General features: G+C 61.5%; 17 protein-coding genes and 2 pseudogenes. 15 read left to right on the top strand and 4 right to left on the bottom strand.

Translation table 11 applies throughout. The features are described from left to right. Nucleotides 1-160: 160 nt before the first annotated feature. Entirely contained in the window at nt 161-1,189 is a 1,029-nt protein-coding gene (locus C0V75_RS20425) for an IS110 family transposase (RefSeq protein WP_101922839.1), read from the bottom strand. 79 nt (nt 1,190-1,268) lie between these two features. Here C0V75_RS20425 and C0V75_RS20420 point away from each other — a divergent pair. The 3 genes and pseudogenes from C0V75_RS20420 to C0V75_RS23085 all read left to right on the top strand — a co-directional run. After that, nucleotides 1,269-1,514 (top strand): annotated as a pseudogene (locus tag C0V75_RS20420) (transposase); the annotation flags it as partial. Then, nucleotides 1,483-3,393, top strand: a complete 1,911-nt coding sequence (locus tag C0V75_RS20415) for an amidohydrolase (protein ID WP_101922838.1) — start codon at nt 1,483-1,485, stop codon at nt 3,391-3,393. The pseudogene C0V75_RS20420 and the gene C0V75_RS20415, both read left to right, overlap by 32 nt. Before the next feature lie 108 nt (nt 3,394-3,501). Continuing rightward, nucleotides 3,502-3,657 (top strand): hypothetical protein, encoded by a 156-nt coding sequence (locus C0V75_RS23085; RefSeq protein WP_158241902.1) that lies wholly within the window; start codon nt 3,502-3,504, stop codon nt 3,655-3,657. A 140-nt stretch (nt 3,658-3,797) separates the two neighbouring features. On the opposite strand, the gene C0V75_RS20405 is transcribed toward C0V75_RS23085, so the two are convergent. The 3 genes from C0V75_RS20405 to C0V75_RS20395 all read right to left on the bottom strand — a co-directional run bounded on the left by C0V75_RS20405 (nt 3,798) and on the right by C0V75_RS20395 (nt 5,810). Continuing rightward, the gene (locus tag C0V75_RS20405; protein ID WP_101922836.1) at nt 3,798-4,631 is read right to left on the bottom strand and encodes a hypothetical protein; all 834 of its coding nucleotides are present in this window, start codon (nt 4,629-4,631) and stop codon (nt 3,798-3,800) included. Between the two features lie 216 nt (nt 4,632-4,847). Beyond that, nucleotides 4,848-5,492, bottom strand: a complete 645-nt coding sequence (locus C0V75_RS20400; protein WP_101922835.1) for a hypothetical protein — start codon at nt 5,490-5,492, stop codon at nt 4,848-4,850. 60 nt (nt 5,493-5,552) lie between these two features. Continuing rightward, nucleotides 5,553-5,810: a hypothetical protein gene (locus tag C0V75_RS20395; protein WP_143710474.1), complete on the bottom strand. Its 258-nt coding sequence runs from the start codon at nt 5,808-5,810 to the stop codon at nt 5,553-5,555. Nucleotides 5,811-6,023: 213 nt separating this feature from the next. On the opposite strand from C0V75_RS20395, the gene C0V75_RS20390 reads away from it, so the two are divergent. The 12 genes and pseudogenes from C0V75_RS20390 to C0V75_RS20335 all read left to right on the top strand — a co-directional run bounded on the left by C0V75_RS20390 (nt 6,024) and on the right by C0V75_RS20335 (nt 14,312). Beyond that, nucleotides 6,024-6,344, top strand: a complete 321-nt coding sequence (locus tag C0V75_RS20390) for a hypothetical protein (protein WP_101922833.1) — start codon at nt 6,024-6,026, stop codon at nt 6,342-6,344. Beyond that, nucleotides 6,316-7,026, top strand: coding sequence for a lytic transglycosylase domain-containing protein (locus C0V75_RS20385; RefSeq protein ID WP_254216543.1), 711 nt, complete (start codon nt 6,316-6,318; stop codon nt 7,024-7,026). The genes C0V75_RS20390 and C0V75_RS20385 overlap by 29 nt, the downstream gene beginning before the upstream one ends. A 5-nt stretch (nt 7,027-7,031) precedes the next feature. Beyond that, nucleotides 7,032-7,346: a TrbC/VirB2 family protein gene (locus C0V75_RS20380; RefSeq protein WP_101922832.1), complete on the top strand. Its 315-nt coding sequence runs from the start codon at nt 7,032-7,034 to the stop codon at nt 7,344-7,346. A gap of 66 nt (nt 7,347-7,412) precedes the next feature. Next, nucleotides 7,413-7,688 carry a type IV secretion system protein VirB3 gene (locus C0V75_RS20375; protein ID WP_101922892.1) on the top strand — a complete coding sequence of 92 codons (276 nt, stop codon included), beginning with the start codon at nt 7,413-7,415 and terminating at the stop codon, nt 7,686-7,688. Next, nucleotides 7,678-10,056 carry a type IV secretion system protein B4 gene (locus C0V75_RS20370; protein ID WP_101922831.1) on the top strand — a complete coding sequence of 793 codons (2,379 nt, stop codon included), beginning with the start codon at nt 7,678-7,680 and terminating at the stop codon, nt 10,054-10,056. The genes C0V75_RS20375 and C0V75_RS20370 overlap by 11 nt, the downstream gene beginning before the upstream one ends. Next, nucleotides 10,053-10,259 carry a hypothetical protein gene (locus C0V75_RS20365; RefSeq protein WP_101922830.1) on the top strand — a complete coding sequence of 69 codons (207 nt, stop codon included), beginning with the start codon at nt 10,053-10,055 and terminating at the stop codon, nt 10,257-10,259. The genes C0V75_RS20370 and C0V75_RS20365 overlap by 4 nt, the downstream gene beginning before the upstream one ends. An 8-nt stretch (nt 10,260-10,267) precedes the next feature. After that, nucleotides 10,268-11,377, top strand: a complete 1,110-nt coding sequence (locus C0V75_RS20360; protein ID WP_101922829.1) for a lytic transglycosylase domain-containing protein — start codon at nt 10,268-10,270, stop codon at nt 11,375-11,377. Then, on the top strand, nt 11,367-12,164 hold the full coding sequence (locus C0V75_RS20355) for a type IV secretion system protein (protein ID WP_158241901.1): 798 nt from the start codon (nt 11,367-11,369) through the stop codon (nt 12,162-12,164). Before C0V75_RS20360 ends, C0V75_RS20355 begins: the two co-directional genes overlap by 11 nt. After that, nucleotides 12,161-12,664, top strand: coding sequence for a hypothetical protein (locus C0V75_RS20350; protein ID WP_101922827.1), 504 nt, complete (start codon nt 12,161-12,163; stop codon nt 12,662-12,664). Before C0V75_RS20355 ends, C0V75_RS20350 begins: the two co-directional genes overlap by 4 nt. 3 nt (nt 12,665-12,667) lie before the next feature. Continuing rightward, nucleotides 12,668-13,204, top strand: a pseudogene (locus C0V75_RS24010) (type IV secretion system protein); the annotation flags it as partial. A 29-nt stretch (nt 13,205-13,233) separates the two neighbouring features. Then, a complete protein-coding gene (locus C0V75_RS23780) occupies nt 13,234-13,578 on the top strand; it encodes a TrbI/VirB10 family protein (protein ID WP_158241900.1) in 345 nt (114 codons plus the stop codon). Next, nucleotides 13,578-14,312 carry an ATPase, T2SS/T4P/T4SS family gene (locus tag C0V75_RS20335; RefSeq protein WP_101922824.1) on the top strand — a complete coding sequence of 245 codons (735 nt, stop codon included), beginning with the start codon at nt 13,578-13,580 and terminating at the stop codon, nt 14,310-14,312. Before C0V75_RS23780 ends, C0V75_RS20335 begins: the two co-directional genes overlap by 1 nt. The last annotated feature ends 4 nt before the right edge of the window (nt 14,313-14,316 follow it).

The following is a 14,316-nucleotide window of genomic DNA, read 5'->3' as shown; positions in this document are numbered from 1 at the left end:
GGTGGTCGAAGGTGAGGCGGACCATGCTAAACGGCGGGCTTGCGGATTTGCGCGCATTTGCAGCCCAGACACTCGTGCGGCCTTCGCCTCATCCCCGTCCCTGACGGGAGCCAGTTGTGACCGGGTTTTTTGAACGCGCCCCGGTCGGTGTTGGATCAGGTCATGCAGCAGCGCCCCAACGGAAGGGTGTTTCGTCGCGCCACATACGGTGCATGATCACGGCCAGTTTCCTCGCCACGGCGATCTTGGCCTTCTTCAGATTACTGCGCTGTGCGATACGCACTCCCCATGCCCGGATCGCCGTCCATTGCCGTGACCGGGTCAGCATCACATGGGCGGCCGTGAAGAGTGCCGTTCGCGTGAAGGCGTCGCCCGAACGGGATATGCGGCCGCGCACATCCGTCTCGCCGGACTGATACTGGCGGGGCGTCAGCCCAAGATGGGCCCCGACGTCATTCGACCTTCGGAATCGGGCTGGATCATCGACCGTCGCCTTGAATGCCAGCGCGGTCACCGGTCCGACGCCGGGGATGGTCATGAATCGTCGGCAAAGCTCGTCATTCTCGGTTAGGCGCAGCAGGGCTCGATGCAGATCGGCGAGAGCCATCTTCATCGCCATCCGTCCGGCCAACAGCGTGTGGATGCACAGTTCGAGGAGTGGGTTGCCGGCAACTAGTTCGCGGGCCCGCGCCTCGAAGTCTCGCGCTCCAACCTTACCAACCTTCAGGCCGAAAGGGCGCAAAAGGCCTCGGATCTCGTTCTCGTGGTCCCTCAGCTTGTTGACGTAGAACTCGCGCGCGGTCAGCAGTGTGCGCAGCTCCTGGCTGGGACGTGACTTCACATGGACAGCCTTGAACCAGCCAGAGCGAACCAACTGGGCGAGTGATCGAGCGTCGTTGCGGTCATTCTTGTTCCGGTTCATCGCAACCATCGCGGCCTTTGCATGGCGCGCCTCGATGCACACCACCGGCAGACCGGCATCCTTGAGCCCGAAACACAGCCATTGCGAAAGCGGCCCAGCTTCTAGGCCAACCCGAAAATAGTCGCCCGGAGCCGAGCGCAGCTCGCGAGTGATCGCATCCGGTTCCGAAGCCACCTTGGCCTCTCTGACCATCCGACCCTCTTCATCAACGACACAAACGCTGGTCAGTTCCAGCGACACGTCCAACCCAGCATAAAGCCCAGCCATCTTCCGTCCTCCCTGGCTACAATCGCTGCCGGAAAGGAAAGCACCGGCAGAACCGGGAGCGAAGTCCCGATTACGCCATCTGAACGAGACTTTGTTCCGCAGCCTGGCCCATGCCCGTGATCTGATCACCGACTGGGTCACCGACTACAACACCGCGAGGCCCCATTCGGCCCTCGGCTACCAGACCCCCGCAGGTTTCGCCCTGCACCTGACCACCGCAATCGCCCGTCCCGCTGCACGCGATGAAAGTTCCGCGCGCCGGGCGATTGCTCAACCCGCGCCGAAAGGCGTAAATGACCACAGGGCTCCGGTCGCGGCTGGATGAAAGTCCAGTGGCAGGTCACAATCGATCCATCTGGTGGTCTCACGTCAGACTCCGTGATGAATTTTCTTCACGGCAAACCAGTCCAAAAAAGGAGAAGATTTCCTCTTTTTGGCGAGATATGTTTACACAGCGAACAACCCAACCGGTAGCGAACGTGACTTCAACTCGGCATCCTGATCTCATCATATGTAATGGGCAATTCTACACTGGCAGTGGGTGGGTAGACGCCATCGCATGTCTTGAAGGTCGAATTCTACAGACCGGAACAAATGATGAAGTTCTTTCTTCGACTGGGCCGGATACGCAGATCATTGACCTCTGTGGTGACCCTGTCTTGCCGGGCTTCAACGACATGCACGTTCACCCGTTGCTTGCCGGTATACGCAAGAGAGAGTGCCAGATCCCGCAGGGTTCCGACATGGTCGGGTTTCGGGCCGCCGTATCAAGCAGCTTGAGCAGCCTGTCTGAGGGACGATGGCTGACAGGGGGCCAGTGGGACGCGGCTACTTTAGGCAAAGTTCCCGACCGCAGCGACATCGATGACATCACCGGCGACGTTCCGGCACTACTGAACGATACGAGCGGTCACTCTGCGCTCGCAAACACTGCCGCACTCGCAATCGCTGGAATAACTGCTGCAACTCCGGATCCAGCCCAAGGGATCATTGAGCGACGGGCAGACGGTAGCCCGACTGGTGTGTTACGCGAAAGGGCGATAGAGCTCGTCTTGGCCTTCCAGCCGAAGCCATCACAAAGTGAACTCTGCGAAGCGGTCCGAGTAGCGCATCAGGAACTTCTTTCTGTTGGTGTGACCTCTTGCACCGAAGCATCAATCGGTATGGTTGCCGGTACAGAGGCTGAACTTTGCGCCTATCGTGATGTAATTGCCGCGGGTCAACTCCATCAGCGCACACGCATCTTTCTTATCTGGGAGCCAAATGACCCCGAAAAGAACGAGTCAATCGCAACACGGACAAGGTTTGCGCATCCACTTCTTGACCTGAATTGCGTGAAAATCCATCTCGATGGCGTTCCTACTGACGGGCACACCGCTGCAATGTTGGAGCCATATGTTTCGGAAATGAAGGACCGCTCCGACGCTGCAGCACGTTTCGGGCTTCTTCTTCAGGACCCCGAAACGCTTAACGATGCGGTCGCAAAGTTTGATGCGCAGGGCATTGTCGTCAAGTACCATTCAGTCGGAGACAGGGCGGTTCGCATGGGCCTTGACGCGATTGAGCATGCACGCAAGGCCAATGGCCACGCTGGCTCTCTTCATGAGATCGGGCACAGCACATTCGTTGCATTTGATGATATTCATCGCGCCCGCAACATCAACGCGGTGTTTGAACTTTCGCCCTATTTGTGGGGGCCTTGCCCAATCAATGATGACATTCGCAGCGCGGTCGGAGAAGATAGAATTCATCGGATATGGCCATTTCGAGAGATAATCGACGCTGGAGCCATGATCGTCGCCGGCTCCGACTGGCCCGTCGTAAGTGATCCGAATCCTTGGCCTGCAATTGAAACCATGCTTACCCGCGAGGCACCGGGTGGAAGCGTCGAAAGCTTTGGCAAGATGCAGTCGATCGAACTTGCCGACGCCATCGATATATTCACGTCCAGACCCGCAGAAATCCTTGGAAAGGGGTACGAACTCGGCAGAATTGCTGCTGGGTACCTTGCCGATATTATTGTGCTTGATCGTAATCCATTCGACATAGCAACCCGTGATCTCCACAAGGTAAAAGTTAGAGCTTCGTTCGTTGAAGGGAAGCTGGTCTGGCATGATGATGAGTTTGGAAGTAGGGTCAGGACTTCGGAAACGGTAACGCTTGGATCGGGCAATGTTGGCCGTGCGACTGCGCCTACATCGTAGCGGTTGCTTTGAACCAATCATTTCCTTACCCCCCTCTCAGGCGCGTCTTTTTCTGAGATCCACCCCGGGTACATGCTTCGGTCTGTGCTCGGCGCATTGGCCGCCAACATGATGCTGGTTCTGACGCTGCCCCCGACTTTCTTCCAGCGTGAGCGGGACTCCGAGTTTGAAATGATCGCCGAAGTGCTGGGCATGATTTCGGGTTCGTCCAGTGAGAGAATGACGATGACCTGCGTAACGGACAAAATGGGATTTGTCCGCTAGGTGGTTGACCGCGTGATCTTCATGGACAAGGACGAGATCGTCGAAGAGGCCCCGCTTGAAACGTTCTACCGCTTACCTCACAATGAGGGCACAAATCTGTTCTTGTCGCAGATCCTTGTGCATTGCATCGCGCGCTGCCCTCATCGTGAAATTTCCCCAGCCAAAACGGCCCGTCCATGTACCGCGAGGATTGCGGCGAACTTCGGACATCCAAATTCTCGGACAACCTCGATGACACGGGCATCGTAGGCGGCTTGACCGATCAGCTTGTAGAGATCCGATGCATGGAACTGCCTGTTGGAACTCGGTGCAGCTCTGATCTGGTCAGCAAGCCTTTGCACCATAGGATCAACGGATCGCTGAGGCGTAGGCTCCGCTCTGCCAGGTGACATGCAGGTCCGCCACCTCCGCATGAAACCCAACAGATACCCCGCTGGCACTGCCACATTCCCCCGCGACCGGTTGAAAGCAAGGAACCGATCCCAGATGACCTGCGTGTCGACGTTCCAACATGCAAGCGTTGTTTTCGCGGCCTTGATTGGATCCGCCCAAGGCGTCCGGTAGACGTTGGATAGTTCACCGATCTCAATCCTCCCGACAAAGATAGTTTTGTTCTTAGACTCTCTAGATTGTGAAGTGTCGCCTGAGGCTGACACGACATCTGGCGGCGCATTGGCATCGTCCTGCCCCCCGAACCGGAAGAGCCACGGCGCAAACTTGCCATTCGGCTTCCACCGGACCAACGCCAAACCGGAGGCTGCGAGCTCGACCAGGAGCGCCGTAAGATGCTGTCGTGACACCCCCATCTTCTCTGCGAGATGCGCCAGCGTGAACGCGGCCGTTCCGCGCTCCAGCCCGTTGTAGCCATCCTTCCAGGCGATCCCGTCGAGGATGATCGTCGCGAGCTTGTGCGCCGCCGTGGAGAGCGGGGTTTCGGTGATGCGGCGCAGGATGGCACCGGTCGTGAGTTCCATGTCGTGTCGTTCCTTTAAGGGGCGACACCAGACCGCGAGGCGTGCAAAATTTCGTTCCGGCAAAAGCATTTGCCGGTTGAACGGACCCAAAGCTCGCGCTAGATTCCCACCACCACGAGGAAATCAGTGCGGCGTCGGGCCTATGGTCTGGCGTCGTTTCTGTTTATGGGGGTCTCAGTCTTTCGATCGTGTCGGAGAGGCTGGAAGGTCAGGTCATCAGTAGCGCACCTCCTCGAAGCCGTAGGTGCCCTCGTAGTCGGTCCAGTCGACGAAGACGCCTCGGAACCAGTAATCGGAACAGCTTGTCCCCGGTCGGAACGCAGATGCGGACGGAACCCGGGCGGGCGTAGAACGCGCCCAAGCGAAGTCACCCTGCTCGCCGTAAGTGCCCTCGCGGATTGTCGACCAGGTGTTGCAGTCACCGTCCCTATTGCGGTGCCGCCGATACTCGATCTGGAACACATGGATCGAGCGCACGAAGTCATATGCCGGATCAGAAATGTCGACGTCCGCCCGGTCTTGGGCCAGATAGAGCTCGCTGGTGTTCTCGACCTGAGACTGGCGCCACGGCCCACCCTCGCCACGCAGCGCGATCTCGAGCAGCCGCTCCATCGGGGCCTTATCGCGTTGGATCGACGCCCGCATCGGGCAGTTCCAGATCTGCAACGGTGGCTCGACCGGCCAGGGCGTGATCCGGGCGATGAAGACGGCGCGGGCATGGGCGCATTCCGCCGAGGCCGGCCAGCCACCAGCGAGGCAGAGAAGGATCGCGCAATCGACGGGGTAGGCGGGAGCGGGTGCCGCAAGCGAAACTGAGACGGTAGTCGCTGCGACGGCGGCTGCAGCGCGCATGAAGTTCATTGCTGGTTTCCTTGTTTAAGAGCCGGGAGGGGAGGGGCAGGGAGACTTGATCTTGCGCGATCAGCCGTCAGGCTCCGGGCCGAGGGACTGGTAGTCGCGGATCGCGCGGTTGATCTCTTCGGACACTTCGCCTCGTGCAGCGTCGAGACAGCGCAGATAGGCCTGCGCCTCATCGAAGTAGGTCGTGAACTCTTGCCGGATCTCCGTGCTGTACTCGGCCCGCGTGGCGGCATCGGTCACCGGAGCAGGCGGGATCGGTGGCAGGCAGTCGAGTGCCGTCGCCGCCTGAGCGACCCCGCCGACTGGTTTCGTCAGCATGGCGGCGACCAGGAGACAAGTGCGTCGGGAGGCGAGATGTGGCATGCACGGTCCTGAACTTCAAAACATGTGCATGAATTGCAAAACACCGCTATTGACGCAATAGGATTCTACCGCTAGTGGTGCCGTCACGTTGCGCGACGACATGTTTCTCATCAGCGCGACATGCACTATGTTCTGCCGTGAGCGTGTTGCTTCGGAAGGTGCCAACCCATGAGGAACTTGACCCCGGTGATCTTGCAGGCCGGACTGAAGGAGGCCCTGACCGAAGGCGGCATCGTCGAAGCCCTCTGTGTCGAGGACGCAAAGAAGGTTCTCAATGTCTGGCAAGGCACTTGGCGCATCCAGTTGCGCCTTGGCGACCAGACAGCCCTTCTGGTGATCTCGCGCGGGCTCGAACCCCGGGAGTTCAAGACTGTCACCGGTCTCATCTCCTTCGCGGTCGAGTTGGGTCTGACTACGGTCCCCGTTCCTTTGAAGAAGGGCGAGAAGGCGACCTGGACCCATGATGCGGAGGCGGACCCTAACTCGTGATCTGACCCTCTGCGGCGGGCTGGCGCTTTGGTTTGTTGCCGGACAAGGTGCAGTCGCAGAAGTCATCGATCTTGGGGCCGGAGCTGAGGACCTGCGGGTTCGGGCCAGCGTTCTCGATTTTGGGAAGGAGCTTCCCAAGCGCGTCGATCTCAATCGTGCTCAGCCGACGGATAATGCTGAGACCGACGTCGGTGACGAAAATCTTGTCGTCCTCGCGTCCTACGGCACGCCCCCGAAGGGCAGGGGCCCGCGCGGCACGGCCGAGATCGAGGACCTCGTTCTCGACGTCGGCGACGACTATCTCCGCCATCCCGCACTTAAAGCGGCCGGGCTTTCCGGGACGGAATGGCTGGCGCTCTTCCGGGCCAACATCGCCGTGGAATCCGCCTTCAATCCGGATGCGCGCTCCTCCGTCGGTGCCATCGGTCTTGGGCAGTTGATGCCAGGAACCGCCGATCTCCTCGGTGTCGATCCCTACGATCCGGAAGACAATCTGCACGGCTCGGCCCGCTATCTCCTCGCCCAGCTTGAAGACTTCGGCGCTGCCGATCTTGCACTCGCCGCCTACAACGCCGGACCCGAAGCGGTCCGCGACTATGGCGGCATTCCCCCTTATGCCGAAACCGAGCGCCATGTTGCCAAGGTTCTGCGGCTGACCAACGCAACCCTCAGTTCGGAGTAATTCCCATGTTCCGCAATCTTTTTGGCGCGCGCTTGCCGCGCCTGGCTTTGCACACCCTTTTGCTGGCGCTGCCCTTCGCGGCAATCCTTGCGGAACCCGCTCTCGCGCAGAACCTCGATCCCCTCGAAAACATGCTTCAGACCGTGGTTGATGCACTGACCGGACCAATCGGGCGGCTGATCGCCATCCTCGCCGTCGTGGCTGCGGGCTACATGATGTTCACCGGCCGCCTGAACTGGCCGCTGTTCCTCGCGATCTTCTTCGGCGTGGTCCTGGTCTTCTCGGCCGCGACCATCATCGACGGCTTTGCGGCCCCCTGAGGCGGGATAGGCAACAGGCCGGGTGGCCTCGCACACCCGGCTTGACCGATCCCTCGGATGTTCCCCATGCATGACGCGCCCCTGTTTCTCGGCCTCACCCGGCCGCCGAAGATCTTCGGCCTGCCCATCGGCTATTTCGTGAGCCTGATGCTGGGTTCGGTCATCCCCTTCGTTGGGGCGAACGACTGGCGGTTTCTGCTCATCGGCGTCATCGGCTATCCGGTCTTGTGGTTCGTGGCAGACCGTAACCCGAACCTCTTCGAGACGGTCGCGGTGGTCTTTTCCCGGACCCCGCGCACGCGAGGCAAGTCGGCTTTTGACGGAGATCGCCATGTCAGCTGATCTCAAATCCCTCTTCCAGGCCACACCGGCACTTCGATCTGTCTTGCGGCCGGAGGATCTCGCAGCCGAGACCCTCGCCCGGCACTTGCCTTGGCTCTCCGCACCCGCGGACAATCTGATCCTGACCCGGCAGGGTGACCTGATCGCCTCTGCCGTGGTCGAGGGGCAGGACAGTTTCACGACGGAAGAGGGGGACCTCTCGCTCGCGACCACCTCGCTGGCCCGCTTGATCGGTCAACTGGGCGAAGGCTTCGGGTTCCATGTTTCCAAACTGACCCTGCCGGACACACCCCAGTTGAAGCCCTTCGATGGTGAGGGCACCGGGGCTGCATTCGCAGCCATGGTCGATGCCCGCTGGCAGGGACATCTCCGTGCCCGTACCCTGAAACGCCGGGTGCTGGTGATCTCGCTCATCCTGCGCCCAACCGCGCTGAAACGAGTGCCGCTGATTGGTGCACTCTTCAAGGCAGCCTTCACAGGCGACCTCGCCCAAAGGATCGAGCGCCTGAATGAAGCGATGGGGCTCCTTGCTGGCGCCTGCCAAGGTTTGGGCTTCCGGCGCCTGAGCATTTCTTCCGGGGAATGGCTCGGTCTCCTGGGCGTCCTCCTCGGGCAGCCGATGGCCAAGGTCCTGCCGATGCGCGGCCAGTTTCTCAGTGAGGCCGTCGCGTCATCGCAGATGACGTTTTCCGGGAAGCGGGTGGAAATCGAAACTGGCGCCGGGCAGCGATTTGGTACGATCTTCGGTGTGAAGTCCTATCCAGCCCGCACTTGGGCGCGGATGCTTGACGCGCTGGAGCTGCCCTACGACATCGTCATCACCAACAGCTTCACGCCCGCCCGCAACAACGAGATCGAAGAGCGCATCAAACGCACGGCGCGCCAGATGCGCGCTTCTGAGGATGCCGCCGAAACCTTGCGCCAGGAACTGTACGAGGCGGCGGACAATGTCGCCTCGGGCCGACAGGTCTTCGGCAAACATCACCTGACGGTCATGGTTACGGCCGAAACCCCGGAACAGCTGGAGGAAGCCGCCTCCGAAGTCTGGCGGGCTGGACAGGATTGCGGGGCAACCCTCGTTCGCGAGAGCTTCGCGGCCCGTGCGGCCTGGTTTGCCCAAGCCCCGGGCAACTGGGCCTACCGCCCGCGTACCGCGCTTCTGTCTGCCCAGAACTTCGCGCATCTCGCGGCGCTGCATCGGGTGACCGAGGGTCGCCCAAAGGTGCAATCGCCCTGGGGCGAGACGATCACGGCGCTTCCAACGGTTACCTCGAGCCTCTACCGCTTCAATTTCCACGACAAGGGTGAGCGGGGTGCCGAGCCGAGCGCCGGCCACACGCTTGTGTTGGGTCGCACGGGGTCGGGCAAAACCCTCGGCACGGCATTCCTTATGGCGCAGGCGCGGCGGGTGCGTGCCCGTATCCTTGTCATCGACAAGGACCGGGGCCTCGAGATGGCCGTGCGCGCCATGGGGGGCAGCTATTCCGCGATCCGCATCGGCGAGGCGACCGGCCTCAATCCATTCCAGACCGAGGTCGACGAGCGCGGGGCGGCCTGGCTCACCGATTGGCTAGGTGACATCCTTGCAGGGTCGCGTCCCTTCGAGACCACCCAAACCGTCAGCCTCAACGCCGCCGTCCGTCAGATCGTCACAGCTGACCCGCGGCTTCGGACCTTTGATGGCCTGGCAACCCTTGTCGCATCGACCGACGACGAGGGCGATCTGGTGGGCCGGGTCCGGGAATGGGGGCAGGGGGGGCGGCATGGCTGGCTCTTCGGCCCAGGTGCCTCTTCGGAGATCAGCCTTTCCGAAGATGTGGTCGGCATTGACATGTCGGAGATCCTCGACCTCGGGACCGAGCGCTCAGCGCTTCTGGCCTATCTCTTCCGCCGCATCGAACGGGTGATCGAGGATCGCCGTCCGACCCTCATCGTCATCGATGAGGCCTGGAAGATGCTCGACGATCCGATCTTCGAGAAGCGCCTGCATGACTGGCTCGTCACCATGCGCAAGAAGAATGCCGTGGTGATGATGCTGACCCAGACGCCGACCCATCTGACCCGGGTCAAGGTTGGCCAGATCATCGCGGAAAGCGTGGTGACGCAGCTTCTCTACCCGAACCCGCGGGCCAACCCCGAGGATTACCGGATCCTGAGGCTGAACGAGAAAGAGTCCGAGTTCCTCTGCACGCCAACGGGTGGCCTGCGCCTCGCCCTACTGCGCTCGGCCGGGGACTCGGTCTTCGTGAACATGGACCTCGCCGCCCTTGGGCCCGCGCTCGCCGTGCTCGGCGGTGGCCGATCCGGCGAAGACCGCGCCCCCTACGGCTGGCGCGACGCCCCTGATTTCTGGAAGGACATGACGTGACCCGACGCAACCGCCTGATCCCCCTTTCCCTTCTCGGGATCACCCTCCTCTCCGCCTGCGCTGGCGTCGAAACCGGTGCCGTCTCCCCCTGCCACGGCCAGTTCCGGGCCGAGGGCAAGTACTTCTCGGCGCGCGAGCAAAGCGACGGCACGACGGTCGTCGTTTCCACGATGAACGCCCCCGATGCGCCTTGCACGGACTGAGCTACCGCATGCGTCGCGCAACCCTCCTTCTCGGGCTTCTCCTCGGCACTGCAGTGCCCATGGGCCTCATGGCCCAAGGCGTTCCAATCATCGACGGCTCGCGGCTGTCGAACTTCATCTCGCGACTTGCCGAACAGGCTGAAGACGCCGTGAAGCAGGGTGAGAAACTCAGCACACGCTCCGAGCTCAGCGAGATCGAAGACGACCAACTGGCGGCCTATGAGCGTTTCCTCGCGGATACGACCGGCGTGACCGACCTCAGCGGCTTCGAGATGGGGACGGGCTCCTTTCCACCTGCCGATGAAGTCTATCCTCTTGAGGAGACCAGCCCCGAAAGCCAGCGGCTCTTCGGGGAAGGTGAGACGGTCGAGGCGATGATCATCGCCACGGCGGCGCGCTACGAGACGCACCCCGGCGTCGTGAAGGTCGGGCTCACGCCCACGACCTGGCGCATTCTTTTCCAGTCGCTGGTGAAGCAGGAAAGCGGGTTTTCCAACGCGGCGATCAGCCCGGTTGGAGCCATGGGGTTCTGCCAGTTGATGCCGGGCACCGCCGCCGATCTCGGCGTCGATCCGACCGATCCGCTGCAGAACCTCGACGGTGGCGCACGCTATCTCGCGACCCAGCTCAACAGTTTCGGCCGGATCGACTTCGCCCTCGCGGCCTATAACGCAGGGCCCGGCAACGTTCAGAAACACGGTGGCATCCCACCTTTCGAGGAAACCCAGAACTACGTCCGCCGGATTTCGGGCTACTACGACGCATACCTCTCGGTGATCACCGGCGCGGACGTGACAGGCACTTTGGCGGGGGTAGAGGGCGCAAGTGCCGAGTGGGGCAATATGTCCTCAGCCTTCATCGGCTATTCCGGCCAGCAGTCGGGGCAGATCGAGGCGGCCATGGCCCGGATCAAGGGCTTCCTTGAAGAGGCCAAGCCCCAGACCCCGAAACAGGCGGTCGATCAGAACACCTACATGCTCGCCGAACGCGCGCGCCTCATGGCCCTGACGCTGCGGCTGCGCGCGGGTGCCGTCAAAGTCGAGGCGGCCCGTGGGCTCTCGGATGCCGCGCAAGCCCTGCAATACACGACATTCTGGGAGTATTCGGATGCACCGTAACCTCACGGCCGCGACAGCAGCGCTGTGCTTTTCTCTTATCGGGTCAGCAGCCTTCGCGCAGGGAGTGCCCGTCATCGACGGCACCAACCTTGCCAAGAACATCGAACAGCTTCAGGCGGCACTCCGCGATGCCGAAAACCAGATCGCGCAGATCGAGGAGTTGAAAAAACAGGTCGAGACCGGTCTCGAGCAACTGACCAACCTCGAAGGCATCCTCGGGTCGATCTCGGGCCTGAACGAGATCGCGAGCCTCTACAATTCGGTGGAGGACCTGCGCTCGCGGGCGGCCAAGATCACCGATCTTTCCGGTTTCCAGGATGCGCTGACCATCGGAGACTTCGATGGGCTCTTGGACAGCCTTCTCGATGGCGATGTGACCATGGGCGACAAGATGGCCGCCGAATATATGCGCGACACGCTGGAAGGGGCCGGGCTGACCTCGGAAACCCTGGCCGGGCTGTCGTCATCGGAGAACCCGCAGGACAAGCTCATCGCGACCACCGCAGCGACGAGTGCTACGGCCATGGGCGTGGCGCAGCTTTCCTACGAGGAAGCCGCCCAAAGCCTCGCGCGGATCGACGGTTTGGTGGCTGAAATCGCCAATCAGGAGGGCCTGAAGGAAAGCATCGACCTCAACACAAGGATGGCCGCCGAGACCAACTACATGCTGGGCCAGATGTGGCGGCTGAACGCGGCTGCGGGGCTGGCCGCAGGTCAGACAGGCGTGAACTGGGCCGCCGAACAGGCCAAGGAAAAGAGCTTCTTCGATTACTCAGGGGCCGAATGATGCGGGCCTCTTGCCGGGTTGCGGTAGTTATTGCCTTCATCTGCATCGCCAACGTCGCGGCGGCGGACGACCTCACATCGTTAAGCGACGTTCAGCTGATCGAAGAAACCCGTGAAGCGGTAGTGGCGCAGGATGCGGAGGCCGCTCTGGAGCTCCTGACCGAAATGCAGCGACGCGGGACGGGGATCTTTGCCGCCGCTGACAGGCCTTCCTGCGAAGAGGTGATCGACCTGCCCGCAGGGATCACCGATTGGAAGTTCCGCGCAGTGGCTCGGCAGGCCTATCTTCGCGTAGGGATGTCGCGGCGGCTTGAAGAAGGCTCCTGCGCTTGCCTCTTCGACGGCTTCAGCTTCGACGCCTTCGTAACGGCCGCCTTGGGCAAGTCGACGGCAGAACTGACCGATGCAGACCGTCCGGCGCTGGAACGTATCCGCGATGAAGATCGGCGTGCAACCGAGGCGCGGTTTCGCGAGCTTGGGCAAAGCTGCCGGGCCAAGTGATCCATGGCCATCATCGCCGACATTCTGACCCAAGTCGATGCCGCCGCAACAGCGGTTGGCGCTACGGCATTTGATGCTGTGGCAGCCGCGATTGTGCCGGTCTTCCGGGTCGGGTCGGTCCTGGTGGTGGCCCTGATCGGGATCAACCTGATGGCACAAGCCGTGCCGATGACGCTGCGCAACGGACTCGGCCTAATGGTTCGGATCACGGTCGCTTCGGCGTTCTTGTCGTCCTGGACCAACTTCAATTCGGTTTATGGCGTTCTGACCAACGCCCCGAGTGAAATCGGCGCGGTCGTGATGAACGCGTTTGGGGATGGGTCGGGCAATCTCTACGAGGGTCTGGATGCGCTTTACCTGCAAGCCCTCGATGTGGGTCAGGCGATCAGCCAGAACGGCAGCTACATCACCGGCGCCCTCGCGGGCCTCCTGATGTTTCTTGTGGCAGCCCTCATGGCGACCGTGTCGATCATCGTGATCTCGGCCGCGAAGATCATGATCGGCGTCCTCGTCATCTTCGCGCCGGTCGCAATTGCCTGCACGCTCTACAAGGTCAGGGCCGCATCCTTGTGGCCTGGACACGGCTCGTCACACCGGACGGGCAGTCCGTGCAGATGGAAGCCTTCGGTGGCGATGCCCAAGGTCGCTCTGGCATCACCGGCAAGGTCAACACCCGGTTCGGTGCACGGTTCGGGTCGGCTGCGCTCATTTCACTTCTCGGAGCCGCCCCCGCCGTCGCCGCCGCGAAATACACCGACGAAATCAGCTCTGATACTGCCGAGAGCATGGGCGAGGACCTGAGTACTGCCATGGGCTCAGCGGTCGAGGCCTACACGAGCCTGCCGCCAATCATCACCGTCGCACCTGGCGCCGCGATCACTGTCATGGTCGACCGTGATCTGGAAATCTGGTGATGGATGATCGGCCGAGTTTCCTCGGGACTTATCTCACGCCAATCGCGCCATTGTTCATGAGAGACGATCTGGTTGAGGTGGCGATCAACCCGGATGGAAAGGTCTGGATCGAGCGAAAGGGTGCGACCCACATGGAGCGAGCCGCGCATCTGTCCATCGGTCAGGTCCTGTCTAACAACCTTGGGCAGGCCATCGCTTCCGCCGTCGGCGTGCAGTTCTCGGAGAAAAAGCCCACCGTTTCAGGGAAGATCGTCTGGGGCGACATGGCGATCCGGGCGCAGGTTGTGGCACCGCCGATCGTGGAAGGCGGAATGGCCATCACACTCCGGCCGTTCAAAGTCGCTGCCGATCAGCTGATTGAACCGCGGCTCTTGCATGGGAGTCTCGTTGATCTCGACGCCAGGCGCAGAGAAAGGGCAGGGGAGGCGATGAAGCTGGCTGAGGCCGGGCAAGTTGTCGATGCCATGCGGCTCTGCGTCGATGAGCGCATGAACGTCCTGATTTCCGGCGGGACCTCGACCGGCAAGACGACATTTGCGCGGTCCCTCTTGTCGATGGTGGACCCGGGGGAGCGGATCCTGACCATTGAGGATGCCTACGAGCTCTTCCCCCGTCAGGAGAACGCGGTGGCACTAAAGGCGTGTCAATCGGCACGCAAAACTGACCCCCTATCGGCGTCCAAAATTGACCCCTCTTTGCGTCGTCGAGATCAGGGCCTGAGCCGACGGAACTGATCAC

Origin of the sequence: Tabrizicola sp. TH137, from assembly GCF_002855575.1 — a bacterium.
GTDB lineage: Bacteria > Pseudomonadota > Alphaproteobacteria > Rhodobacterales > Rhodobacteraceae > Paragemmobacter.
The sequence above is the reverse complement of the archived record's forward strand: the minus strand, read 5'-3'. Positions and strand labels throughout refer to the sequence as shown.